The organism is Bartonella sp. LB28NMGDW, assembly GCF_042194435.1.
Classification (GTDB): domain Bacteria; phylum Pseudomonadota; class Alphaproteobacteria; order Rhizobiales; family Rhizobiaceae; genus Bartonella; species Bartonella grahamii.
The window spans coordinates 82,696-109,274 of record NZ_JBHIMX010000002.1 but is presented as its reverse complement, the minus strand read 5'-3'; the positions used below and the strand labels follow the sequence as shown (position 1 = coordinate 109,274).

17 protein-coding genes are annotated in these 26,579 nt (G+C 38.5%); 7 read left to right on the top strand and 10 right to left on the bottom strand.

Features of this window, described 5'->3' with window-relative positions; all coding sequences use genetic code 11:
- Positions 1–70 precede the first annotated feature (70 nt).
- The 5 genes from aroA (at position 71) to pncB (ending at position 14,109) form a co-directional block, all read left to right on the top strand.
- On the top strand, positions 71–1,399 hold the full coding sequence (aroA, locus tag ACFIKG_RS01840) for a 3-phosphoshikimate 1-carboxyvinyltransferase (RefSeq protein ID WP_375651643.1): 1,329 nt from the start codon (positions 71–73) through the stop codon (positions 1,397–1,399).
- The gene (cmk, locus tag ACFIKG_RS01835) at positions 1,396–2,043 is read left to right on the top strand and encodes a (d)CMP kinase (protein ID WP_375651642.1); all 648 of its coding nucleotides are present in this window, start codon (positions 1,396–1,398) and stop codon (positions 2,041–2,043) included. Before aroA ends, cmk begins: the two co-directional genes overlap by 4 nt.
- Before the next feature lie 132 nt (positions 2,044–2,175).
- The gene (rpsA, locus tag ACFIKG_RS01830; RefSeq protein ID WP_026500132.1) at positions 2,176–3,876 is read left to right on the top strand and encodes a 30S ribosomal protein S1; all 1,701 of its coding nucleotides are present in this window, start codon (positions 2,176–2,178) and stop codon (positions 3,874–3,876) included.
- 226 nt (positions 3,877–4,102) lie between these two features.
- A complete protein-coding gene (locus tag ACFIKG_RS01825) occupies positions 4,103–12,673 on the top strand; it encodes a GH36-type glycosyl hydrolase domain-containing protein (protein ID WP_375651641.1) in 8,571 nt (2,856 codons plus the stop codon).
- A 131-nt stretch (positions 12,674–12,804) separates the two neighbouring features.
- A complete protein-coding gene (gene pncB / locus ACFIKG_RS01820) occupies positions 12,805–14,109 on the top strand; it encodes a nicotinate phosphoribosyltransferase (RefSeq protein WP_375651640.1) in 1,305 nt (434 codons plus the stop codon).
- A 1,546-nt stretch (positions 14,110–15,655) separates the two neighbouring features.
- Here the strand turns inward: pncB and ACFIKG_RS01815 are convergent.
- From ACFIKG_RS01815 to nth, 10 genes are all read right to left on the bottom strand, one after another.
- Positions 15,656–16,042, bottom strand: coding sequence for a YbaN family protein (locus ACFIKG_RS01815; RefSeq protein WP_375626219.1), 387 nt, complete (start codon positions 16,040–16,042; stop codon positions 15,656–15,658).
- 411 nt (positions 16,043–16,453) lie between these two features.
- Positions 16,454–17,359, bottom strand: a complete 906-nt coding sequence (locus tag ACFIKG_RS01810; RefSeq protein ID WP_012754509.1) for a metal ABC transporter permease — start codon at positions 17,357–17,359, stop codon at positions 16,454–16,456.
- Entirely contained in the window at positions 17,356–18,222 is an 867-nt protein-coding gene (locus tag ACFIKG_RS01805; protein WP_375625452.1) for a metal ABC transporter permease, read from the bottom strand. Before ACFIKG_RS01805 ends, ACFIKG_RS01810 begins: the two co-directional genes overlap by 4 nt.
- Positions 18,219–19,049, bottom strand: coding sequence for a manganese/iron ABC transporter ATP-binding protein (locus ACFIKG_RS01800; RefSeq protein WP_375626222.1), 831 nt, complete (start codon positions 19,047–19,049; stop codon positions 18,219–18,221). The genes ACFIKG_RS01805 and ACFIKG_RS01800 overlap by 4 nt, the downstream gene beginning before the upstream one ends.
- The gene (locus ACFIKG_RS01795; RefSeq protein ID WP_375625450.1) at positions 19,046–19,954 is read right to left on the bottom strand and encodes a metal ABC transporter substrate-binding protein; all 909 of its coding nucleotides are present in this window, start codon (positions 19,952–19,954) and stop codon (positions 19,046–19,048) included. The genes ACFIKG_RS01800 and ACFIKG_RS01795 overlap by 4 nt, the downstream gene beginning before the upstream one ends.
- Before the next feature lie 291 nt (positions 19,955–20,245).
- Positions 20,246–22,660, bottom strand: a complete 2,415-nt coding sequence (gene pheT, locus ACFIKG_RS01790; protein ID WP_375626224.1) for a phenylalanine--tRNA ligase subunit beta — start codon at positions 22,658–22,660, stop codon at positions 20,246–20,248.
- A 32-nt stretch (positions 22,661–22,692) separates the two neighbouring features.
- Positions 22,693–23,775, bottom strand: a complete 1,083-nt coding sequence (gene pheS, locus ACFIKG_RS01785) for a phenylalanine--tRNA ligase subunit alpha (RefSeq protein ID WP_375626226.1) — start codon at positions 23,773–23,775, stop codon at positions 22,693–22,695.
- A gap of 94 nt (positions 23,776–23,869) precedes the next feature.
- Positions 23,870–24,271 (bottom strand): 50S ribosomal protein L20, encoded by a 402-nt coding sequence (gene rplT, locus ACFIKG_RS01780; RefSeq protein WP_375625447.1) that lies wholly within the window; start codon positions 24,269–24,271, stop codon positions 23,870–23,872.
- Between the two features lie 33 nt (positions 24,272–24,304).
- Entirely contained in the window at positions 24,305–24,508 is a 204-nt protein-coding gene (gene rpmI / locus ACFIKG_RS01775; protein ID WP_012754516.1) for a 50S ribosomal protein L35, read from the bottom strand.
- A 154-nt stretch (positions 24,509–24,662) separates the two neighbouring features.
- Positions 24,663–25,403, bottom strand: coding sequence for an endonuclease III (gene nth, locus ACFIKG_RS01770; protein ID WP_375651639.1), 741 nt, complete (start codon positions 25,401–25,403; stop codon positions 24,663–24,665).
- 120 nt (positions 25,404–25,523) lie between these two features.
- Here nth and ACFIKG_RS01765 point away from each other — a divergent pair, with 120 nt between their 5' ends.
- Both ACFIKG_RS01765 and ACFIKG_RS01760 read left to right on the top strand, forming a co-directional pair.
- A complete protein-coding gene (locus ACFIKG_RS01765) occupies positions 25,524–25,955 on the top strand; it encodes an Hsp20 family protein (protein ID WP_375651638.1) in 432 nt (143 codons plus the stop codon).
- Between the two features lie 26 nt (positions 25,956–25,981).
- On the top strand, positions 25,982–26,233 hold the full coding sequence (locus ACFIKG_RS01760) for a DUF1150 domain-containing protein (RefSeq protein ID WP_012754519.1): 252 nt from the start codon (positions 25,982–25,984) through the stop codon (positions 26,231–26,233).
- Positions 26,234–26,579: the final 346 nt, after the last annotated feature.

Here is a 26,579-nt window from a genome sequence, read left to right as displayed (position 1 = left end):
ACGTCTTTTAAAGCATGTGCTAAAGGATGCACAATTTCATAAAAGTTAGATAGAATTAAATAGAATTTCCATGCAAAAAGCAATCCCTATAACCACCTATAAATCGAGTAGTCTCTCTGGAAAAATTAAAATACCAGGAGATAAATCAATCTCTCATCGCTCTCTTATATTGGGAGGATTAGCAAGTGGTGAGACACATATTCATGGATTACTTGAAAGCGCTGATGTACTCAATACAGCTGCTGCTATGCAAGCTATGGGTGCCTGTATTATTAAAAAAGATGGCTTCTGGACCATACGAGGAACAGGGAATGGTTGCCTTTTAGCTGCACAAAAACCTTTAGACTTTGGAAACGCTGGAACGGGTGCTCGTTTGGTTATGGGAATGGTTGGTCCATATCATATGAAAACAACCTTTATTGGTGATGCTTCTCTCTCTAAACGTCCAATGGGACGTATCCTTGATCCACTGCGTCTCATGGGGGTTGAAATTGAAGCAACGCACGACGATCACCTTCCTTTAACGCTTTATGGCCCGAAAATGGCTAATCCGATTCGTTACCGTGTTCCAATAGCTTCCTCTCAAATTAAATCAGCAGTCTTGCTTGCTGGACTCAATACCGCCGGCATTACAACTGTTATTGAACCAGTTCTGACACGAGATCATACGGAAAAAATGTTAAAAGCATTCGGTGCACAACTTGAAATAGAAAAAGATAATGAAGGTGCGCGTTTGATTCATCTTAACGGTCAACCCCATCTTATTGGGCAAACAATTCATATTCCGGGTGATCCTTCTTCTGCTGCTTTTCTAATTATCGCAGCCCTTCTTGTAGAAGACTCTGATATCACCATTGAAAATGTTTTGATAAATAACTCTCGAATGGGACTTATCGAAACATTGTGGGAAATGGGTGCTCAAATTGAATTTTTGAACCGACGTCAAACAGGTGGAGAGGATGTTTCTGATCTACGGATAAAATCATCGGTTCTTAGAGGCGTTACGGTGCCCAAAGAACGTGCTCCATCGATGATTGATGAATATCCTGCTTTGGCAGTAGCAGCAGCCTTTGCAGAAGGCAAAACAGTGATGTTAGGAATTGAAGAATTGCGTGTAAAGGAATCAGATCGACTGTCTGCTGTTGCTCAAGGATTAAAAATTAATTGCGTAGACTGTGAAGAAGGTCAAGATTTTCTTATTGTTTATGGGAAAGGTTCTGCCAAAGGTTTGGGTGGTGGACATGTCTCCACACATCTTGATCATCGAATTGCTATGTGTTTTCTCATTTTTGGGCTTGTATCAGAAAAACCTGTTACCATTGATGATAAACGAATGATCGCTACGAGCTTTCCAGAATTTATTCCTTTTATAAAACAACTTGGGGGGAAAATCGCTTGAAGCCTTTTGTTATTGCCATTGATGGACCTGCAGCCTCAGGCAAAGGAACCTTAGCACGCAAAATTGCTGTACATTATCGTCTTCGCTATCTCGATACTGGTCTTACTTATCGTAGTGTTGCTCATACGCTTTTACAACAAAATTTAGCTCTTAATGATGAAAAAAATGCTATTATTTATGCTAAAGAACTCGATTTTAACACCTTAAATCCTTCTCTTCTTTCTTCTCATGAACTTGGTGAAGCGGCTTCAAAAATAGCGATTAACCCTGCTGTACGCAAAATTCTTGTCGAAAAACAACGCAACTTTTCTAAAGTTTTACCCGGCTGTGTGCTTGATGGGCGTGATATCGGAACTATTGTTTGTCCTGATGCCGATATCAAGTTTTATGTTCTAGCCAATGTTCAAACACGCGCCAAACGTCGCTATCAGGAGATTTTAAAAAAAGGTGTTCAGGCAAATTATCATGAAATCCTAGCTCAACTTGAACAGCGCGACAGTCGCGATATAACGCGCAAACAAAGTCCACTAAAACCAGCAAAAAACGCCCACTTGCTTGATACGTCAGAATTGAGTATAGAAGCAACATTTGAAATTGCATGCAGTTTTATTGATCCAATCATAAAAATGCATATAATTGGATAAATTCGTTAAGGTAACTTCCAGCCTAGCGCTAACTTTTCTTCCTTTATTCAAGGAAAAAGGCTAGGAGTTGCTTATGTTAACACTAACCTAGCGCTCATACCTTATAATACAAGGTATATATTAGGAGTTCTTATGTCACAATACAATCCCACAACAGCGGATTTTGAAGCCCTTTTAACAGAATCTTTTCAAACTAATGATCTTAATGAAGGATCTGTTGTTAAAGGTCGTGTTATTGCAATCGAAAAAGACATGGCCATTATTGATGCTGGTCTTAAAGTCGAAGGACGTATTCCTCTCAAAGAATTTGGAGCTAAAGCAAAAGACGGTTCTTTGCAAGTTGGCGATGAAGTTGAGGTTTACATTGAACGCATTGAAAATGCGATGGGTGAAGCTGTTTTATCGCGTGAAAAAGCACGGCGCGAAGAAAGTTGGGTCCGTTTAGAGGAAAAATTCAATGCTGGTGCGCGCGTTGATGGAGTGATCTTTAGCCAAGTAAAAGGTGGTTTTACAGTCGATCTTGATGGTGCCGTTGCTTTCTTGCCGCGCAGCCAAGTTGATATTCGTCCCATTCGCGATGTTTCACCTCTCATGCATAATTCACAGTCCTTTGAAATTTTGAAGATGGATCGTCGTCGTGGCAATATTGTGGTCTCACGTCGCACTGTTTTAGAAGAAAGTCGCGCTGAGCAACGTTCAGAAATTGTACAAAATCTTGAAGAAAACCAAATCGTTGAAGGTGTGGTGAAAAATATCACAGATTATGGTGCCTTTGTTGATCTTGGTGGGATTGATGGTCTCTTGCACGTTACAGATATGGCATGGCGGCGTGTTAATCACCCATCTGAAGTGCTCACAATTGGCCAAACGATTAAAGTGCAGATTATTCGCATTAATCAAGATACGCACCGTATTTCTCTTGGAATGAAACAGCTTGAAAGTGATCCTTGGGAAAGCATCAGTGTTCGGTATCCGATTGGTAAAAAAATTACGGGTGCTGTTACCAACATTACTGATTACGGTGGTTTTGTTGAAATTGAACCAGGAATTGAAGGGCTGATCCATGTTTCTGAAATGAGCTGGACAAAGAAAAATGTTCATCCTGGAAAAATTCTGTCTACATCACAAGAAGTAGAAGTGGTTGTTCTTGAGATTGATCCTTCTAAACGGCGTATTTCTCTTGGCTTAAAGCAAACATTTGAAAATCCATGGGAAGCTTTTGCCAATAAATTTCCTGTCAATTCGCAAATTGAAGGAGAGGTTAAAAATAAAACAGAATTTGGTCTGTTTATTGGGCTTGAAGGCGATGTTGACGGTATGGTTCATTTGTCTGATCTTGATTGGAACCGTCCTGGTGAACAAGTCATTGATACTTACAATAAAGGCGATATCGTTAAAGCTGTGGTCCTTGATGTTGACATTGAAAAAGAGCGCATTTCTCTTGGAATTAAGCAGCTTTCCAGCGATAAAGTTGGAGAAGCAGCTGCTTCTGGCGAATTGCGAAAAGGTGCTGTTGTAACATGCGAAGTGATTGCTGTTAACGACAATGACATTGGTGTGAAATTGATTGACCACAACCTTGAGACAACCATTCGGCGTGCTGATCTCGCGCGTGATCGTGATGAGCAACGTCCTGAGCGTTTCGCAATTGGGCAAAAGGTTGATGCTCGCATTACAGCATTTGATAAAAAAACACGTAAAATTTCAGTATCGATTAAAGCTTTAGAAATTGCAGAGGAAAAAGAAGCTGTTGCACAATATGGTTCTACAGACTCAGGTGCTTCTCTTGGTGATATTCTTGGTGCAGCTTTGAAAAAACAAGAACAAGATTAATCATCAATCACTAAAGTTGACGGTGTTATTAAGGTCACTCATTTTAGGGTGACCTTTTTATTTTCTAAAAAATTGTCTGCTTATTTTCTAATTATTGGCGTCAAAAATTATAAATGCTTGCAAATAAAAACAAAAAGTTTGTTTTTTGTCTATCAACGGTTCACTATTCAGATAAAATGCTTACAATTTAAATAAAAACGATGTAATTGGATAACAATGGGACATTATGACGTGCATAATACCTTTCATAAAGTGCTTTTTTTCTCAAAAAGAGAAAAAAGGCTATTTTATTAATACGGATTTTCCTCTTCGTGCAATTTATAAGGTACAGGAAGATCTTTATAACTTAGGGCATGATATAGCTTCTGGTAAAGAAATTTTACTCCCTGAATATGACGGAGTAGAAGATTTTCGCAAGAAATTGAATGAAAATGCTAAACTTATTCTTCATGCCTTTCATACCAGTGATTTTGCTGCCCGAAATGATGAGACCATCGCACCGTCTGCTCAATGGCTCATTGATAATCATTACACCATTGATAAAACCATACAAAAGCTACGTCGTAATCTGCCCAAGTCTTTCATAAAGCAACTTCCTCTTTCTACACACAAAGCGGGAATACCACGAATTTTTGCTTTAACTTGGCTTTATATTGCGCATACCGATAGCAGCTTTTCACAAGAAACACTCACTGCTATAACCAACGGATTTCAAGAAGTTTGTGCGCTCACAATTGGTGAATTGTGGGCTCTTCCTTCTGTTATGCAAATGCTGCTCATTGAAAATGTCCGTCGTCTTTCAGTCCGTATCGAAAAAGCGCGACATATGCGCCATCTTGCTAGTCAAGTAGCGGATAAAATTTCTCTTGTAGAAAATAAAACAAATCTACACTCTCTTTTTACGCGGTATAAACCATTTACTGTTGATCCAACTTTTTCAGCACATTTATTCTATCGCCTGCGCAGCGCATCTGTCGATACAACCGTAGCATTAACTTGGCTTGAAAAGCAATTGAAAAGCCAAGGAAGTAGCTTAGAGATTGTAACAGCCGATGAACATACCCGACAAGCAGCAGATGGTGTGACCATGGGAAATATTATCCGTGCTCTTAAAACTATAGATGATGTTGATTGGACAGCATGGTTTGAAACAGTGAGTTGTGTCGATTCTATTTTGCGTAAAAATAGTGATTTTTCTGAAATTGATTCTCACTCACGTAATATTTATCGACAAGTCATTGAAAAAGTTGCACGCTTTTCGCCTCTTAGTGAGTTGGAAATTGCACATAAAGTTGTAGAAATGGCAAATTCCACTTCTAAAGATATGCCTCATCATTCTTGTGTGGGATGGTACCTTGTTGATGAAGGTCGTGGCATATTTGAAAAGGCTTGTGGATATATTCCGCCCTTTCTCATAAAATGGATACGCGCTTCCTGTTGCTCAAAATTGAGAGTCATCGCCATTCCTGTCTCTTTTCTGACGCTCACTCTTTTGTTTGTAATTTATGCCCTTTTACAAATATCTGGCATGACACAATGGAAGTCTTTTTGCTTTACTGTATTGGCGCTTTTTCCTTCTATCGATGCTGCTTTTGCTTTATTTAACACTGTTGTTTCGTGGTTTGTTCCATCAAAACAACTCATTGGTTATGAATATAAAGAAGGTATTCCAAAACATGCACGGACAATGGTTGTTGTACCTACTTTGATGACATCACGCGATGATATTGATGAACAAGTGCGCAATCTTGAAGTGCACTATCTTTCCAATCCTAAAGGTGCCATTCATTTTGCACTCATTACAGATTGGGTGGATGCTCCATTGAGAGAAACGCAAGATGATCTTGATTTATTGCACTATGCGCAAAAGAGTATTGATAAACTCAATAGTCGTTATCATCGTGATGAACTTCCTCTTTTTTTCCTTTTACATCGCCGACGTCTTTATAATACAAGCGAAAAATGTTGGATGGGATGGGAACGAAAGCGAGGAAAACTTCATGAACTTAATCAGCTTTTAAGAGGCGATAAAAACACAAGCTTTTACCCTCCCAATCCATATCTTCCTATGGATTGCCGTTTTGTTATGACGTTGGATTGTGATACACGTCTTACTCCAGAGAGCGTCGCAAAACTTGTTGGAAAGCTTAACCATCCACTCAATCATCCCATTTTTGATCCGCAAAGTGGAAAGGTTGTAAAGGGCTATAGCATTTTACAACCACGCATTATTCCTTCGCTTACAACAGGAAAAAAAACATCAATTCTCCAACGGATTTTTTCTATCAACCGTGGCATTGATCCTTATGTTTTTGCTGTTTCTGATACTTATCAAGATCTTTTAGGAGAAGGCACCTTTATCGGTAAAGGTCTTTATAATATTGATGCATTCGAACAAGCGCTTGATGGCAAAATTAAAGAAAATACTATCCTTAGTCATGATCTCTTAGAAGGAGGTTATGCTCGTACTGCTCTGGTGAGTAGCATAGAAGTCATTGAAGATTATCCAACCGCTTATAATATTGATGTTATGCGTTATCATCGCTGGATTCGCGGTGATTGGCAGCTTTTGCCTTATCTTTTTTTCCACCGTCAAATAAGTTTCGTGACGCGTTGGAAAATGCAGGATAATTTACGTCGTTCTCTTACTCCACTTATGTGGTTAATCGCAGCATTTGCAGGATGGGCTTTTTTGTCTTTCAAGAGTGCAATTGTCTGGCAAATATTCTTGTTGTTTAGCTCCTTCATTTCTCCCATTCTATGTGTATTAAAAACGCTAGTCTCGTCCAATATAGATCATTCTTTGCGTGGACATTTTCAATTAATTTGGAACAAAACTGCTCTTACAAGCGCTGATATATTTCTTAAAACGACGTTTCTTGCTCATTCGGCGTATTTTATGACCGATGCGATTATTCGTACACTCTATCGTATGACGATTTCAAAACAGCATCTTCTTGAATGGAAAACTTCTGCCGCAACAAAATCAATGCCCAATAGTTTGCGTTTCTATGTTTTTACAATGGCACCAGCATCGCTTATTGGTATCCTTACTATAGCACTCCCTCTTTTTTCTGATAGTTTTGCAAGCTTGATTGCTTTGCCTTTTGGGATAGCATGGTTTTTTTCACCCTTCATTGCTTGGATTGTGAGTCAACCTTCAACCTTTCAAGATAGCCTTGATCTTTCTTCAAAAGATGAAAAAAAACTTCGCTCTATTGCACGGCGTACATGGCTTTATTATACAACCTTTGTCAATGCACAAAACAACTATTTGCCTCCCGATAATTTTCAAGAAGATCCTGAACCTCTTGTTGCTCAACGTACATCTCCTACGAATATTGGCGTTTATCTCCTTTCTATTATTGCGGCACGTGATTTTGGCTGGATTGGTTTTGAAGAGACCATTACCCGTATTGAGTGTACATTACGCTCTCTTACAAAAATGGAAAAGTTCCGTGGTCATCTCTATAATTGGTATGAAACGGATACACTCAGGCCTCTTTTGCCTACTTATGTATCAACCGTTGATTCAGGAAATCTTGCCGGTCATTTGATAACACTCTCTTCTGCCTTAAGTGAATGGGCTGAAAAACCGCATCTTTTTTTTCAAAGTGATCGAGAAGGCTTATCGGATGTTCTTGCTATTCTTGAAGAAACTGTCAGAGAAATTCCAGATCATCAACCCAATTTACGCTCTTTACGTCAAAAAATTGAAGAAAACATCACTCGTTTTCATGACTCTGTCCTCACTTTTGTAGAACAAGAAAATACGATTCCTTCTCACATCACAGACCTTTCACATGCAGCCCACGATATTGTGCACTTAGTCAGTGAACTTGACCACAAAATTCAAACGATAGAATCTGCTCATGCGCTTTCTTGGGCTAAATGCCTTATCGATACCTGTAACGCTTATCATTATGATGCGACTGCTCATTGTGATACTGACAAATTACGTAAAAAATTAAACAGACTGGCTATAGTGGCACGGCAAGTAGCCTTTGATATGAAATTTGACTTTTTAGAACAGCCTAAACGGCATCTTTTATCTATTGGATATCGTGTTCAAGAAAACAAACTCGATGACAATTGTTATGATCTACTTGCTTCAGAAGCACGTCTTGCAAGTTTTTTTGCTATCGCAAAAGGAGACATAAAACTTAAACATTGGTTTCGTCTTGGCCGACTCCTCGTACCCATAGGTTGGAAAGGTGCGCTCCTATCATGGTCTGGATCGATGTTCGAATATCTTATGCCATCTCTCATAATGCATGAACCTTTAGGATCTCTCCTAGATCAAACAAATCGATTGATTATTCGTTGTCAAATACAATATGCCCATAAACGGGAATTGCCATGGGGTATTTCAGAGGCTGCATTTAACGCTCGCGATCATTTAATGAATTACCAATACGCTCATTTTGGTGTTCCAAACCTCGGACTCCAACGTGGTCTTTCACGCAATGCTGTCATAGCTCCCTATGCCAGCCTTCTAGCGGCACAATATGCTCCTGCTTGTGCTGTTGCTAATTTAAAACGACTCCGTGATCTTGGAGCTTTAGGAACATATGGTTATTATGACTCTGTCGATTTTACCCCTTCACGCGTGAAAACAGGGGAAAAATACGCTGTTGTACGCAATTATTATGCGCATCATCATGGCATGTCTATCCTTGCTCTTAACAATGTTATTTTTCAAGGGCGAATGCGTGATCGTTTTCACCGTGATCCCGTTGTTGAAGCAACGCAACTGCTGTTACAGGAAAGAGCGCCTCATCTTATTCCTATTATTCATACCAAAGCTGTTAATCGTATGCGCAACAAGTCTCAAGCATTTGACGCCGCCCCTTTGCGCATTATTACAAACCCGTTGTTCAAACCACGAGCAACTTTACTTTTGTCTAATGGCTTTTATTTTACTATGTTAACAGCGAATGGTTCTGGTTACAGCCGTTGGCGCGATTATGCGATTACGCGTTTTATTCCCGATGCAACAGAAGATCAACAAGGTACTTTATTCTTCTTACGGGATACGCATAGTGGACGGTGGTGGTCTGTTACTGGTGAACCAACACGTGTTATTGAAGAAGAAGCTGTCAGCATTTTTACAGATGAAAAGGCTGAATATACAAAAATGGTTGATGGTATAAAATCAACACTTGAATGTCTTATTACATCTGAAGGATGTGGCGAAGGTAGACGTATTCAACTGATGAATACGACAAATAAAGAGCGCCTCATTGAAGTGACTTCTTATGGTGAATTAGCGCTTGCCACAATGGGCACAGACCAAGCTCATCCTGTTTTTTCCCGCATGTTTATAGAGACAGAAATTGCTGAGGAAGGTAAAACAATTTTTGCCAAAAGGCGCAAACGCTCACCTAGCGATCCTGAAATCTATGTTGCTCATTTTGTCTCCAGTACAACAGATACTCTCCGAGAGACAGAAGCTGAAACGGATCGCTCTCTGTTTATTGGGCGGGGCCGATCCATTCATCGGCCCGCTGCATTTGATCAAAATGCTCGTTTCAGTAACAGTCAAGGTTGCGTTCTTGATCCTGTTATGTCATTGCGATGCCGTATAAAAATTCCAGCCCATGAAAAAGCAGAACTTATTTTTTGGACTTTTGCTGCTCATACAAAAGAAGCACTAAATAATCATATTAAACATTATCGACAACCTGATATGTTTCAAAAAGAACTTTCAATGGCATGGACGCGCTCACAAGTTGCACTGTATCAGAGCGGAACCCAGCTTAAAGAAGCTATTGTCTATCAAAAATATGCAACACCGCTTATTTATCCAGAAAGAACGTGGCGTCTTCCTTCTGAAATATTAGCAAAAACGCTAGGAAAACAGTCTGATCTTTGGCCCATGTCTATCTCAGGAGACAATCCACTCTGTCTTCTTAGATTAAATAACGAGGGAAATATAACCGTACTGCGCGAGCTCCTTAAAGCACATGAATATTGGCGTATGCGCGGACTCATTGTGGATTTGGTCATTCTTAATGAACAAACATTTTCCTATATACAAAATACACAACGCGCTCTTGAGTGGGTCTGTGAATCTTATTATCACCACATGCAAAAAGCAGATGAACGCCAACATATTTTCATGCTTCGGCGCGATCAAATGAGTGAACAAAGCTTTAAAACGCTTCTTGCATCAGCGCGCATCGTTCTTGATGCCCAAAATGGCTCTTTATCTGAACAGCTTAAACGATTTGATGAGAGTGATTTTGATCTTACAATTCGTAAAAATTATCAAGAATCTTATGATCAATTAGATTACCAAAAATATAACGAAGGAAGGCAAGTTACAACACAAACTGAACAAAATTTTTTTGCTTCCATTGGTCTTATTAGCCAACGAAAACCATCTTCTTTTCCCATAAATGGAGAAGATCTAAAATATTGGAATGGTTACGGTGGTTTTAACCAGTATAACCATTATGTAATACGTCTTCATGGACGTACAACTACACCGCACCCGTGGATTAACGTCATCGCTAATCACAAATTTGGTTTTCATGTCTCTGCTGAAGGTGCAATTTTTACTTGGGTTAACAATAGCTGCGATTATAAATTAACTCCTTGGGCAAATGATCCAACATCTAACCGGCCAGGAGAAGCACTTTATCTGGTTGATCGCCAGTCTTTAAAACGTTTTTCACCCGTTTCTACTGTTGAATGTGATGAAAATATTGTCTATGAGGCTTGTCATGGGTTTGGATTCTCAACTTTTAAATCAACACATTCAGAAATCGCATTAGAACTGACTCATACACTTGATCCCGAAAAACCTATTCGCTTTTCACGTCTTATCCTTACGAATGAAGGGAAAGAACCACGCAGTTTACGCCTTTATAATTATGTTGAATGGGTTTTGGGAAATACCCGTACAAAATATGCCCCCTTCATTATTTCCTCTTATGAGGACAAAAGGGGTGTACATTTTATTCAAAATCCTTATCACATTGAAAAATCTCAACAAGTCACATTCTTATCGGCATCTGAAATGCCAACCAGCACCACAACCAATCGTGCTGAATTTATTGGTGCAACGGGAACCGTAACGCATCCAACTGCGATCCGTAAAGCTGGTGCTCTTTCGAATACCATTGAAGCAGGATGTGATCCTTGTTCAGCATTTTCCTATGATATTGATCTTCAAGCAGGGCAAACAAAAGAAATCATCTTTTATCTTGGTAGTGCTGAAAATAGACAAGAAGCTGAAAAATTACTCAATCAAGTACGTGCAAGTGATTTTGAAATTCTGCTCACAAAACAAAAACAGCAATGGAGCGATTTTGTTTCTCCTTTTCAAGTTAAAACACCGGATCCCTCTTTTGATATTATGGTCAATCATTGGCTCCCTTATCAGACCTATGCATGCCGCATCATGGCACGCGCAGGATTTTACCAAGCTAGTGGTGCATTTGGCTTCCGTGACCAATTGCAAGATAGCTTGTCTTTACTCCTCCTTGAACCACAACTGGCACGTGAACAATTGTTAAACGCTGCAGCCCATCAATTTCCCGAAGGTGATGTACAGCATTGGTGGTTGCCTGACACCAACGCAGGCGTTCGCACACGCATTTCTGATGACATTGTTTGGCTAGCCTATGGTAGCGCCCTTTATGTTAACACCACTGGTGAGTACGACTTTCTTGATATTCCCATTGCGTTCATTGAAGGCCCTCCTCTAGAGATAGAACAACAAGATGCTTATTTTCAACCCACGCAATCTCAAAAAACAGCAACACTTTATGAACATTGTTCTTTAGCTTTAGATCTTGCCATCAAACGTTGTGGTCAACATGGTCTTCCTCTCATCTTAGGCGGAGATTGGAATGATGGCATGAATTTAGTGGGCATTGGAGAAAAAGGGGAAAGTACTTGGTTGGGTTGGTTTCTTGGCACTACACTACAAGCATTTATTCCTCTTGCCAAAAAACGTGGCGACCATAACCATGCTAACACATGGAGTGCATACCTTAAACATTTGACTACAGCTTTAGAAAAAAATGGTTGGGATGGCGCTTGGTATCGACGTGGTTATTTTGATGATGGAACACCCCTTGGTTCTAAAATAAATGATGAATGCCAAATTGATACCATTGCGCAATCTTGGGCTGTCATTTCTCAAATGGCATCACTTAAGCGCCAAAAACAAGCAATGGCTTCTATGCTTGAACATCTATGGGACAAAAAAGCCGGCATTATACGTCTTTTTTGGCCTCCTTTTGATAAAAGTACTCTCGAACCTGGTTATATAAAAGGTTATCCTCCAGGCATTCGAGAAAATGGTGGTCAATATACGCATGGTGCTATTTGGAGCATTCTAGCGCTTGCTGAGATGGGTGAAGCAGACAAAGCTTATTCTCTATTTTCTATGATCAATCCAATCACCCATGGTAAAAATCCTGAAGTTTATCGTGTTGAACCCTATGTTATGGCTGCAGACATCTACGCCATTGAACCACGTCGTGGACAAGGCGGTTGGACATGGTATACAGGTTCAGCAGGATGGTTCTACCATACCGCGATACAAGCCATTCTTGGGATTCAACGTCAAGGCAATCTGTTGTTTTTAAAACCACATTTACCCTCCTCTTGGCCTAAATATGAAACAAAAATAAAATTTTATGATGCCATCTATACTATCAAAGTAAAATGGGGATCTGAAAATATGCTTAGTGTTGACGGTAAGAAATATGCCAAACTTAACGCAGGAATAAAGTTAAAAAAAATAGGTCAACATGAAATCATACGTATTCTTAAATCTTAAAAACAGAAAAAATAACAGGCTTTTTTATTCTTGCTCAAAGCCACAGAATTGTTATATTTTCTGCACTCCCTATATTGACCATATTGGTGCACAATAATTTTAGATTCTATGAGACTGAAAGAAAAAGGGTTATGAATCATCCGGATATTGCTAGACGTGTTTACAATCATACTTGGAAACTTGATCCCATTATTCGTTCACTTCTCGATACGGATTTTTATAAGCTTCTTATGGTACAGATGATTTGGGGGTTGTATCCTGATGTTAATGTTACTTTTTCCCTCATAAATCGCTCTAAAACAATACGTCTTGCCGATGATATTGATGAGAGTGAATTACGTGCTCAACTTGATCATGCTCTTAGTTTGCGCTTTACAAAAAAAGAAATGATCTGGCTTGCTGGTAATACATTTTATGGACGCAAACAAATTTTTGAACCGGATTTTCTTCAGTGGCTTGAGAATTTTCAACTCCCAGAATATGAACTAACCCGCAAAGATGGCCAATATATGCTTCATTTTTATGGTTCGTGGGCTCATAGCTCTATATGGGAAATTCCAGCCCTTGCTATTATCAGTGAATTACGTTCACGTGCAGCTCTCAAAAAACTAGATCGTTTTGCTCTTGATGTACTTTATGCGCGTGCTAAAGCAAAAATGTGGAGTAAAGTTGAACGTCTCAAAAAATTGCCTGATATTAAAATATCTGACTTTGGGACAAGGCGTCGCCATTCTTTTTTATGGCAGCGCTGGTGTGTGGAAGCATTAAAAGAAGGCATTGGTAATTCTTTTACTGGAACTTCTAATGTTCTTCTTGCCATGGATACGGATTTAGAAGCTCTTGGAACCAATGCACACGAATTGCCCATGGTTATTGCGGCTCTCAGCAACAACGATGATGAATTACGCAGAGCTCCATATCAAGTCTTGCAAGATTGGAACCGTTATTATGGTGGAAATCTTCTCATTGTTTTACCTGATACCTTTGGTACAGAAGCATTTTTACGCAATGCACCAGATTGGGTCGCTGATTGGACAGGTTTCAGACCCGATAGTGCGCCCCCTATTGAAGGTGGCGAACGTATTATTCAATGGTGGAAAGAAAAAGGAAAAGATCCACGCGAAAAACTTTTAATTTTTTCTGATGCTCTTGATGTCAATACAATTGAAAAAACCTATCATCATTTCCATGGTAGAGTGCGCATGAGTTTTGGATGGGGCACGGATCTTACCAATGACTTTACAGGCTGTGCACCTCAGGAAATCGAAACTCTTGATGCTCTTTCCCTTGTTTGTAAGGTGACCTATGCTAATGGTCGACCAGCCGTAAAACTTTCAGATAATCCTGAAAAAACGATCGGTAATTCAAAAGAAGTACAACGTTATCTCAATTTTTTTAGTAATAAAAAGCGAATTGCTAGATCTATAAAGACGTAGTTTCCGGTTCTTTAAAACGAGTATATTGACTCACCATATTGTTTATAAGATTGATTTTTGTCCTGCCCTAAAGATGGGGTTCTTAACCTTTGCTGATCTGTAAATAGTTCGGCTGTTTTTTGAGCAGATTCTACTTGGGCTACCACGCATACGCTTCACTTACATAAGGATCGACAGATCAGATTTAAAAAAATACTTAACGTGCTAGGGAAGTTTAGCCAAGGGGGCTTCCTTATATCATTTTCATAAATAACGGTGTTATACGGCATAACAAGATACTATCATTTTGCATGTTGAATGAGCGCGAATATCATAAATTTTTCTCATTTCAACCCTGTTAAATCAAGCACACTAATCTCCTTGCGTGTATGAAGATTTTCAATTTTTAAGGGTTGTTGTTGTAGCTCGACAGTAGGTTTTGTACTAAGTGGGAAGAGATAGGATTAAGTAGGAATACGTGGTAATTTGTTGTTTTTATGTACAATTTTGACCATTAAATGCGCATTTTGTCAAAATAAATTTTGACGCCTAAAATTGCAAAAATTACCGAAAATCAGAAAAAATGCGTTTCCATAGTAAAAATGAAAAAAGGCTTTGAAACCCCTTTGAGAACACCTTTAAAATTCTTTGAAAAAAAATAAATTGGTAAAAAAACTAGCGTCAAAATATACAAAACCAAATGATAAGCTACAATTGTAACATTAGGAATTGCTAAGGCAACATTGGAGGATGACAAATAGCATGGTGACTATCAGTGTGCATTTTGCAAGGCAAGGATGATAGTGCCCAAATAGATTTTATAAACTTTACAGGAGATTTTACTTTATCCAATGTATGGTCTGCTATCATGAAATGCGTAAAGCGTTGAGAAATGTTTCATAAAAATAAATGTGTAAATAACATGATTTGGGAGACCTTTTGTTTTACATGGGGGGCATGACCTCATTAACAAACAGAGAATGCAATAATATTTTTATTTCGAATAAACTTATACAAAGATAGAGAATTTATTTATTCGCATATTATAATAAGAATGCGTGTATGCATAAAACCATCTGAAAAATTCTGTTGTTTTTTAAGAATTATCCTTAAGCTAAGAACAGATGTAACATTAAAGATTGATATAATAGACCGGTTTCTTAACTGTATAAGTATAAAATGATGATGTTTAGTAAGCTTTGTATTATATCCTCATTAAGAGATATGAAAACAAACGAAACGTCTTTTTAGAAAGAAAAGGCTATCATATCAATGACTTTTCAATGACGTATATATAGAGATTCATACAAACATGTCTTATAAAAATAATGACTCTCTTCCATGAATGTGGTTTATCCAAGTGAGAACATTTTGAGTGTGCGTAAACAGTCTTCTTTGTTCATAAAAATCATTTCACAAACATATTATTAATTAATTGCTTTCAAAAAGCTTACTACTTCATATGCATTTTGGATATGGAGAGCTTATATTCAAAACTTAAAAGTCCTCATAGTTTTTACAAATAAGTCGAAGCTAAAAAGAATATCTCATAAAGCCTTTTCTATCCTTATGAAGATGGACGTGTTACAATATAAATGCCAATTAGCAATAATATAACCGCAACAAGTAAGGAAATCCATAAAGGAGGGTGTACCATTACGAAAAAGGATAAAAATCCTCCTGTCATACTCATCATTGCAAAAACTTTAACGAATGGAGAGATTGCTTTTTTTTCTTCCCATCGCTTAAGAGGGGGACCAAAAATACGATGATTATTCAACCATTGATGAAAACGTGGAGAAGAACGCGTAAAACACCATGAGGCAACCAATAAAAAAGGCACAGTTGGCATAATAGGTAATACTACACCGATAATACCTAATATAACCATTATCCAACCTGCTATATAATAGCAGATACGCAAAAGATGCGATATCTTCAAATCGTTTTTCATTTTCTCGTACTATTTTCCTCTACGCAAAACCTTCTACAAAAACATTGTATCTGTTTTTTTCTGTTTACATGTCCGAGTGCACAATTACGTTCTACCCTTTTATGCGTAAGCGTCTTTGCTGTTATAAGTTCCTTGAAAATACCGAATAGCTTACGCAATATGATAATCATTTTAAATGATTTCAAGAAAAGAGAAGAGATTTTAGAAAATCAAAAAAATAAAAAGGCTGCAGAATAAATCAATGCAGCCTCTTAATTAAGAATGCAGCGTTGGGGGGGGGGAGAAAATGCACTGCATTCACCTGCTAGACATTAGGAGGAAAAATAACCTAGCACCCCGAACTCTAATTAAAATAAAAATGAGAAACAATATATAAAAATGCATGGCTGATATGCATGAAATTTAACACTTTCAAGTTTCTTGAACTGTGTTTTGACGAAAGAAAATCATCATGAAAATAGCCATAAAAATCAACGTCAAGATCAACACAATTGTGGAAGCAGAATCAGAGCCGATAAATAAGCTGAGATAAATCCCTAAAAAACCAGAAAAAGCTGCAACAAGTATCGCGATCATTAACATAAAAGAAAACCGCTTTGTAACAAGATAAGCAATTGCTCCTGGTGCTATCAGTAAAGAAATAACGAGCACGATACCTACAGCTTTCAGAGCCGCAACAATTGTAAGAGAAATCATCGTTAGAAGGGTATAGTGGAGTAGAGATATTGGTAACCCCATTGCATGTCCTTGAACTGTATCAAAAATATACAGCATAAAGTCGCGCCATTTTGCTGCTAAAATGAAAGTGACAACAGCAGAAATAATCGCCGTTTGTGTTATATCAAGCCAGTTAACACCCAAAAGATTACCAAATAGAATATGATTTAAATCTAAGCTACTATAAATAGACGTGGCTAAAACAAGCCCCAAACCAAACATCGAAGAAAATACCACACCCATTACCGTGTCCTGTTTGATACGGCTATTGCTCCCTAAAAAACCCGTTAATAGTGCACACACCATTCCTGCAACAAAAGCACCGCAAGTAATCAAAGTCATTGTAATATTCTCTGGACGCATATGCTGAAACCAAGCAAATGGCAAAGAAGTTAAAAATGCGATTACCCATGGTGTTGTCATATAGCCAACAACAACACCTGGAAAAACTGCATGAGAAATGGCATCGCCTAACAGCGCCCATCCTTTCAAAATAAGAAAACAGGAAAGCATCGCCATGGGAATAGAAAGAATCATGACAATAAGCATACCCTTAAGCATAAAAGAAAACTGAAACGGAAGCAGTAATTGATCAATCATGATAATATTACACCCTTTTTTGCCGCATTTATGCGTAAGCGCGCAGCAATATACCCATGTTTAGGAGCAAAAATAAAAGCCAAAACAAATAAAGATGCTTGAAAAAGCACAACAACCCCCCCCGTTTGTGCATTTAAAAAATAACTCACATAAACACCCAAAACACTCGTGAATGTTCCAATTATAACTGCAATAACCAAGATATTCACGAAACGATCACTTAAAAGATAGGCTGTTGCCCCAGGTGTCACAACAAGACAAATAACCAAGAACGCTCCAACGGTTTGCATAGCAGCAACAGTACAAGCAGCAAGTAATGTGAAAAAGAGAATCTTTAAAAACTTTACATTTAATCCAATGGCATGCGCATGCGTTTCATCAAATAACGAAACAAGAAGATCTTTCCATTTCAAAAGCAATATAAGCAACGAAAAAAAGCCGATAAAAGCCAATTGTAGAATATCTGATGAACTGACGGCTAAAATATTTCCCAAAACAATCGTATCAATATTAACAGCCATTGGTTTTAATGATTTGAGAAACAACCCAAAGGCAAAAAAGGAAGAAAAAATGAGTCCAATAATGGTATCTTCTTTCAGCTTTGTCCGGTGGTTAAAAAAGAGCATTGCTGCTGCTGCAAGACCACCAGAAAAAAAAGCACCGAGTGAAAAAGGTAACCCTAAAAGGTAAGCTCCTGCTACACCAGGAACAATCGAATGGGAAAGAGCATCACCAATTAATGACCAACCTTTTAACATCAAAAAAGCTGAAAGAAAGGCACAAACACACCCAACTAACCCAGAAACCCACATTGCATTCACCATATATTGATAGCTTAGTGGCTCAAGCAACCAAGAAATCATGCAACGTTCTCCACTCTTTCAATATCTTCACAAACTGCAGCCTGCTTTCTTCCCATGAAAACATCATTTTTTTTTGTGCTTTGAAGATCAAAAATATGGTGGTGCAAAGACCCTCCAAAAGTTTTCTCCAGATTTTCCTTTGTAAAGATTTTTTCTGTTAACCCAGAAGCTAAAACGGTTCCTTTTATTAAAACTGTATGATCACAAAATTCGCGAACAGAACCCAAATTGTGAGTTGAAACCAAGATCACTGCTCCTTCTTTACGAAGATCTTGTAACAAAGCAATGATTTTATCTTCTGTTGTAACGTCAACCCCTGTAAATGGCTCATCTAATAAAATAGCTTTTGCTTTCTGTGCAAGAGCGCGTGCTAGGAAAACACGCTTTTTCTGTCCACCAGAAAGTTCTCCAATCTGGCGCTTGGCAAAAGCCAACATGTCAACGCGTTCTAAGGCAATACGAACGGCTTCATAATCTTGTGTACGGGCATAGCGAAAGAAATTCATATGACCGTACCGCCCCATCAATACAACATCTTCGACCAAGACGGGAAAATTCCAATCAACATCTTCACTTTGAGGAACATAAGCAATAAGGTTTTTTTTCAAAGCTATATCAACGGGCAAATCAAACATGCGAATTTTTCCCTTTGAGGGGCGTACAAACCCCATAATCGCTTTAAATAACGTTGACTTACCGGATCCATTAACACCAACTAATGCCGTAATAGAACCCTTTGGACTTTCAAAATTTACTTCGCGTAAAGCTGTATGTCCATTACGATAAGTTACCGTTACTCCTTGGGCAAATATTCCAGATTCCATCATTGGCTTTTTACTCCCTCTAATAAAGCATTGCTAATACGCCCACTCGTGACACGTAATAAATCAATATAAGTGGGTACCTCACCATTTTTCTCACTTAAAGAATCAACATAAAGAACACCACCGTATTTAGCCCCTGTTTCTCTGGCAACCTGCTTAGCAGGTGCAGGGGAAATAGTGCTTTCAGAAAAAACTGCATGAATATTGTATTTGCGAACCATATCAATAACATGCTTGACTTGCTGTGGTGTTCCTTGCTGGTCAGCATTGATGGGCCATAAATAAAGTTCTTTTAGATCAAAATCACGCGCCAAATAGCTAAAAGCCCCCTCACTGGTCACAAGCCAACGTTTATCTTGTGGTACGGCTTCTAATTCAGCCCTAATTGGATCAATTGTTGCACGAATTTTCTGTTTATAAATTTCAGCATTCTCTTTATAAATTTCAGCATGTTCAGGATCATATTTTACAAAAGCATCGCGAATATTATCAACGTAAATCAAAGCAGAGGTCGGTGACATCCACGCATGAGGATTGGGTTTGCCGCTAAAGGGGCCATCACCAATTTTAATGGGTACAACACCTTTTGAAACAACAACACTTGGAACATCCTTGATGTTTTGAAAAAACTTTTCAAACCAAAGCTCTAACTCTAATCCATTCCACAATACAAGGTTAGCTCCCTGGGCACGCATAAGATCGCGTGGGGTGGGTTGATATTCATGAATTTCCGCACCTGGTTTTGTAATGGATTCAACCTCAGCGGCATCACCTGCTACATTGCGTGCCATATCAGCAATGATAGTGAATGTCGTAACAGCTTTAAATTTACCAGCACACAAAGCAAAATTGGGTGTAAAAAAAATAACACTTCCAAAAACTATGCTGAAAAACGTTTTTACGTTCATTGATTCTCTCTTTCCTCTATATGCTTTCTTTTTATTGCAAATAATTTGCATTATCATTTAGCAATAGCAGTTATCTTTTACATTTGCAATGAAGGATTAAGAGAAAAAATAACTTTTCAAGATGTTTAGAAATAGTTTTTTTCATATTGAAAAAATTGATGATTTAAGCAGCTTGTTTTGGTAAGGAGCACCGCTTTCAAGAAGCTCCATCGCTCTTGAATGCCAAATAAAAAGGGAGCACTCAAAAATGCTCCCACTTCATGTAAAATATCTCATAAAAAATGAAAATACTCAGTAGCGCAAATATGCACCTGTCATTTTGGTAACATTATCCACGATCTTTAAGGCAAGCTTTTCTAAATCTTCATCTGTTAGAGTCCGTTCTATGGGCTGAATAGTTACTTCAATCGCAACAGATTTTTTATCTTCGCCAAAGCTTAAATCTTCAAAAATATCAAAAATCTGCACTGAATGAATAAGTTTTTTATCGGCTCCACTTGCCGCACGAATAATAAGAGAAGAGGCAACAGTTTTATCCGCTATAAAGGCAAAATCACGCCGCACCATTTGAAAAGGTGAGAGTTTCAAAGGAGGACGGCTTTTGGTCGTTTTTTTCTTTGATTCTGGAATTCTGTCTAGAAAAATTTCAAAGCCGCATAAAGGGCCACTGACATCTAACTTTTCTAATGTAGCAGGATGAAAAACACCAAAAAAACCAAGAATAATCTTTGATCCAAGTTTTATGACACCTGAACGACCAGGATGATACCAATCGGGCGCTCCAACTTCAATCTGCACTTTTCCAACATCCATATCGCATGCCTCTAAAATAGCTAAAGCATCTGCTTTGGCATCAAAAACATCAACGACGGTTGCATTTCCATTCCAAAAACGACCAGCCCCTTTAAATTGCTCTGTTCCACGACGAATCCCACTAACAACACGGTGTTGTTTATCAGGGGTATCGCCTTCATAAATATTGGAAACTTCAAACAAAGCAAGATCGGAAAAACCACGATCAGCATTTCTCTGTGCCGCCATAATCAAACCAGGTAAAAGGGAAGGACGCATCATTGACATATCAGCAGCAATAGGATTAACCAATTTAAGCTTTTCTTGACCTCCTCCAAAAGCAAGAGCTTGATTTTCAGAAATAAAAGACCATGTTACCGCTTCTTTCATACCACGTTGCACTAAAGCCAAACGTGTAGCACGTGAACGAATTTGTGCGCATGTTAAAATTTGATCTTTTCCTTCTGCGAAGTTTTCCAAAGGAATAGGTTTAATTTTATCTAGCCCATAAATCCTCATGACTTCTTCCACCAAATCGGCTTTCCCCATAATATCAGGGCGCCATGATGGTACTTTTACTGTAACGACATCTCCTTTTCCTTCAACGAAAAATCCAAGTTTTGTTAAAATAGAGATGACTTTTTCAGGCTCTATTTCCAAATTGGTTAAACGTTTAATTTCAGAAAAAGGAAAAACGATCTGTTTGATTTCTTGTTGCTGATAGCCAGCGATCCTCTTCTTAGATACTTCACCACCACAAAGACGTAAGACCAATTCTGTTGCAATCTCAAGCCCTGTTTCCATAAAAGCCGGATCAACACCTCGTTCAAATCGATAACGCGCATCACTGATAAGACCTAATGCTCTTCCTGTTTGTGCAATGTTTTTCGCATCCCAAAGCGCCGATTCAATAATAACACGATGTGTTGTTTCATCACAACTCGTTCTTTCACCGCCCATGATACCGGCAATCGAAACAATCCCATCGTCATCTGCAATGACACAATTCTTAGCGCCCAAATGATAGATTTTTCCGTTCAGTGCTTGAAGCTGTTCTCCCTCACGAGCACAACGTACACACAAATTACCTTTAATTTTATCTGCATCAAAAACATGGAGTGGACGACCAAGGTCAAAACTGATGTAATTGGTCATATCAACAAGCGCATTAATCGGTCTCAAACCAATTGCATTCAAACGCTGTTGCATCCACTGTGGCGATGCTCCATTTTGAACATTGCGAACTTCACGCCAAGCAAAACCTAAACATAATGATGAATCTTGTGAAAAATCTAATGAAATATCGAGAGGTGTTTCAAAGGAAGGTTCAAATTTTGACAAGGATAATTCTTTTAATTTTCCCATTCCGGTGGCAGCAAGATCACGGGCAATACCACGAACACCTGTACAATCAGAGCGATTGGGGGTCAAACCAATATCAATAATCGGATCATCTAAACCAGCATAAGCTGCAAATGAATCTCCAATAGGTGCATCTTCTGGAAGTTCGATAATCCCGTCATGTTCATTTGATAATTCAAGCTCCGCTTGCGAACACATCATCCCAAAACTTTCAACACCGCGGATTTTTCCTACAGATAATGTCACATCGAGTCCTGAAATATAAGTGCCTGGTAGTGCCAGAACACCAACAAGACCTGCACGCGCATTTGGTGCTCCACAGACAACTTGAACAGGTGTAGAAATCCCTGTATCGACGGACAGAATCTGGAGTTTATCTGCATCAGGATGTTTTATTGCAGTTAAAACTTTTGCAATCACAAAACCTTTTAAAGAAGACCGATCATCAACGTAATCAACCTCAAGACCTATAGCTGTTAGTTTCTCACAAATTTCATCTAAAGATGCATTTGTCTCTAAGTGATCTTTTAACCACGACAATGTAAATTTCATTTTAAAACCTCACATGAAAGCGATGACTAAGATCACATATTTCTATTAGGAAAAAAAGCAGGCATATCAAAGCAACGAAAGCCATAATGGTCTAACCAACGCAGATCGGCATCAAAAAAAGCCCGTAAATCAGGCATACCGTATTTCAACATGGCAATACGATCAATGCCCATTCCCCAAGCAAAGCCTTGATATTCATCGGGGTCTAAACCAACATTTTTCAACACATGAGGATGCACCATTCCGCATCCTAAAATTTCCAACCAATCCTGTCCTTCTCCGAATTTTACTTCTGAACCAGAACGATCACATTGAATATCCACTTCCATAGATGGTTCGGTAAAAGGGAAAAAAGAGGGACGAAAACGCATTTTTACAGAGGGAACTTCAAAAAATTCTTTACAAAAGGTTTCATGTAACCACATCATATGGGCAATGGTGGAGGTTTTATCAATGACAAGACCTTCTACCTGATGGAACATGGGAGAATGTGTTGCATCCGAATCCATGCGGTACGTTTTTCCAGGAATAATGATCCGTATCGGTGCTTTTTGTTTTTCTAGTGTGCGAATTTGTACAGGTGATGTATGGGTCCGCAATAATTTTCGTTCTCCCATTTTATCGACATCAAAAAAGAAGGTATCATGCATTTCTCGTGCTGGATGCCCTTCAGGAAAATTCAATGCCGTAAAATTATAATAATCTGTTTCAATATCAGGTCCCTCTGCAAGAGAAAAACCCAACTTCGTATAAATGGCAATAATTTCCTCAATTACCTGTGAAATAGGATGAATGCGCCCCCGTTCTATAGGTGAAGAGCGAACAGGCAAGGTAACATCAACTGTTTCACGAGAAAGCCGAGCATCCATTGCCTGTCTTTTCAGAAGATCACGCTTTTGTGCCCATAATTCTAAAATACGATTTTTTAATCCATTAAGAACTGGTCCAACTTTATGACGCTCGCCAGCATCCATTTTTCCTAATTCTTTTAATTTTTCAGAGATACTACCTTTTTTACCCAATGCTGCAATACGCACTTCCTCAAGTGCTTGTTCATCACCTGCTGCCTCTAAGGCTAAACAAATTTCTTGTTCCAGACGCTCAATATCATTCATATTTTTGCCTATTTTTTAATAAAGAAAAACCCGCACTCGCAACAGCCAGCACGGGACCTCGAATAAATAAATGCTTTAAGAGAACACGACTGGCTTACTTGACAGCGCCTTCGAAAGCATTAGGTGTCGTATCTTTTAAATATTCCAAAGCCTTTTTTGCCGAGGCAATTAAAGCAGAAAATGCTTCTGTCTCATAGATCGCTATATCTGAAAGAACCTTACGATCAACCTCAATACCGGCTTTTGATAAACCATCAATAAAACGTCCATAAGTTAAACCTTCTGCGCGAACAGCCGCATTAATTCTCTGAATCCACAAAGCACGGAAAGTACGTTTCCTATTTTTGCGATCACGATAAGCGTATTGCTTTGAACGATCAACTGCTGCTTTAGCTGCACGAATGGTATTTTTACGACGACCGTAAAAACCTTCAGCCTGTTTAAGAACTTTTTTGTGCTTAGCGTGTGCTGTCACACCTCTTTTCACACGTGCCATATTATAATCTCCTCAAAATCAAAAGCGTAAGGTTTAAACACCATTCGGCAAATAATGCTGAACGACTTTTTTAGCATCTTGTTCACACAAAACCATTGTTCCACGTGCATCGCGAATAAATTTATTCGAACGCTTAATCATACCGTGGCGCTTACCGGCAGCTGCTACTTTAATTTTGCCTGACGCAGTGATTTTAAACCGCTTTTTAGCGGATGATTTGGTCTTCATCTTGGGCATTTTGCTACTCCGTACATTAATTTATTCAATCAAACATTTTATTCACTCAAGCGGACCAACGCTTGAACAAGCATTTAAACAGCCACGGCATGCCCTGCCGGGCGGTTCTAATAGTGTTTCCATAAGCTAGTATACACAAAATAGCAAGACCGTATTACAAAAAAATCGGAGCTCCATTGCCTTGAAGCTCAACTAAAGGTGCCGGAATAGCATTTGTTTTGATAGCTGCTTTACATAGATCAGCAATAATGCATTGCCTACATTGTGCTTTACGTGCTTGGCAAACATAGCGTCCATGTAAAATCAGCCAATGATGTGCATGACGAAGATAATGGATTGGTATAATCTTTAATAATTTTTTCTCAACAATCTCCGGTGTTTTGCCAGGCGCTAAACCAAGACGATTGCTTAAGCGAAAAATATGTGTATCTACTGCCAATGTAGGCTGACCAAAAGCAACATTCAAAACAACATTAGCCGTTTTGCGCCCCACTCCAGGAAGGGACATAAGTGCTTCACGCGTATCAGGTACTTGACCGCCATAACAATCAATTAAACAGTTGCAAAGTGCATAAACATTGCGTGCTTTTGCTCGCCAAAGACCAATTGAACGGATATGATGTGCTATTTCTTCTTCTCCTAATGCAACCATTTTTTCCGGTTGATCAGCAAGGCGAAATAATTCTTTTGTCGCTTTATTAACGCTTACATCTGTCGCTTGAGCCGAAAGCACAACGGCAACCAAAAGCGTAAAAATATTTGTATAGATAAGATCACTCTTAGGCGCTGGGCGTTGCACAGAAAAACGGCGAAATATTTCTGCAATTTCATTTTCATTATATAATATACCAGATAAATTTCGCACGTTTGACAATTTTATGGTACTTTGAGGCATTGAACTCTCTTAAATCTTCTCTCTTGAAGTTATCATTCACGCTCGCCATATGAGAGGAATGCAGCGAACACTTTTATAGAGTTTGGTCAAGTAAAGCCGTTTTAAAGAGGATACTCATGAATGACACATGTGACACCTTTCTCCAATCCCTTCCTTTTAGGGTTTGAAACCGTAGAAAAAATATTGCAACGTATCGGTAAAGCTGATGAGGCTTACCCAGCCTATAACATTGAACGTTTGCATAAAAATGATGATGCAAATCATATCCGCATAACTTTGGCTGTTGCTGGATTTAAGATTAACCATCTTAATATTTTTCTCGATGATAATCAATTGGTTATTCATGGTAAACAAACAGATAACCAAAATCATCAATATTTATATCGCGGTATAGCTGCGCGACAATTCCAGCGAACCTTTGTTCTCGCGGAAGGGATGCATGTTACAAATGCAGAGTTGAAAAATGGTCTTTTATCAATTAATCTGTATCAACCAAAGTTAAAAAAAGAAATAAAACAGATTCCAATTAAAGTCAGTAGTGGTGAGTCATAAAAGTTAAGGCGTAAAGGAACAGTGAAATGGGAGAACATAAACAGAACTTGTCGTTTCAGAACACATCCTACTCTGATGCGGGACAGATTGCCTATTTAAAAAAAGTTTGTACAGATGATTTGGCTAAAAATTTTCCAGATCTTCCACCAATGACCCCAGGAATTACGATATGGGCTCTCTTTGGTGAAACAGGTTATCCTATCATTTTATCCGATGAGCGTTCTATCGCTCTTGCTGGAGCCAATGAGCATGAACTACAAATTGTAACTCTGCACTAGATTACCTTACGAGAAAACGCTGTACTCTTTGTAAATTCTATCTGTTTTTTCGTAAAGGGTGTAATGTGAGTTATAATGAGATAAGTATTGGTTTATATTCATAATTAATTTTTTACAACTGGAATGAGAGTCCCGAATATCATAAGGTTCTCTCATTTTAGATCCTCTTGTATTAAAACAATTAAAGTCACTTGCTTGTATGTCACACGCAGGGAAAGCCATTTAGATAAAAACGCTTGAAGGAAGGAATAAAAATATCTCTTGTTAATTGTCTTAATTACCAAGGATGTTCGCAATATTGGGGATGAGAAAAATGTATGATGGTGTCAGTTTGTTTCTTCATAAG

Bases quoted from the DNA above. Each gene is read 5' to 3' on its own strand.
- ACFIKG_RS01800 (WP_375626222.1), bottom strand. From the start codon at position 19,049: ATGATGGAATCTGGAATATTTGCCCAAGGAGTAACGGTAACTTATCGT.
- pheS (WP_375626226.1), bottom strand. From the start codon at position 23,775: ATGAATGATATTGAGCGTCTGGAACAAGAAATTTGTTTAGCCTTAGAG.
- rpsA (WP_026500132.1), top strand. From the start codon at position 2,176: ATGTCACAATACAATCCCACAACAGCGGATTTTGAAGCCCTTTTAACA.
- rpmI (WP_012754516.1), bottom strand. From the start codon at position 24,508: ATGCCCAAGATGAAGACCAAATCATCCGCTAAAAAGCGGTTTAAAATC.
- ACFIKG_RS01765 (WP_375651638.1), top strand. From the start codon at position 25,524: ATGACACATGTGACACCTTTCTCCAATCCCTTCCTTTTAGGGTTTGAA.
- ACFIKG_RS01805 (WP_375625452.1), bottom strand. From the start codon at position 18,222: ATGATTTCTTGGTTGCTTGAGCCACTAAGCTATCAATATATGGTGAAT.
- rplT (WP_375625447.1), bottom strand. From the start codon at position 24,271: ATGGCACGTGTGAAAAGAGGTGTGACAGCACACGCTAAGCACAAAAAA.
- ACFIKG_RS01810 (WP_012754509.1), bottom strand. From the start codon at position 17,359: ATGATTGATCAATTACTGCTTCCGTTTCAGTTTTCTTTTATGCTTAAG.
- ACFIKG_RS01760 (WP_012754519.1), top strand. From the start codon at position 25,982: ATGGGAGAACATAAACAGAACTTGTCGTTTCAGAACACATCCTACTCT.
- nth (WP_375651639.1), bottom strand. From the start codon at position 25,403: ATGCCTCAAAGTACCATAAAATTGTCAAACGTGCGAAATTTATCTGGT.
- ACFIKG_RS01825 (WP_375651641.1), top strand. From the start codon at position 4,103: ATGACGTGCATAATACCTTTCATAAAGTGCTTTTTTTCTCAAAAAGAG.
- aroA (WP_375651643.1), top strand. From the start codon at position 71: ATGCAAAAAGCAATCCCTATAACCACCTATAAATCGAGTAGTCTCTCT.
- ACFIKG_RS01815 (WP_375626219.1), bottom strand. From the start codon at position 16,042: ATGAAAAACGATTTGAAGATATCGCATCTTTTGCGTATCTGCTATTAT.
- pheT (WP_375626224.1), bottom strand. From the start codon at position 22,660: ATGAAATTTACATTGTCGTGGTTAAAAGATCACTTAGAGACAAATGCA.
- ACFIKG_RS01795 (WP_375625450.1), bottom strand. From the start codon at position 19,954: ATGAACGTAAAAACGTTTTTCAGCATAGTTTTTGGAAGTGTTATTTTT.
- pncB (WP_375651640.1), top strand. From the start codon at position 12,805: ATGAATCATCCGGATATTGCTAGACGTGTTTACAATCATACTTGGAAA.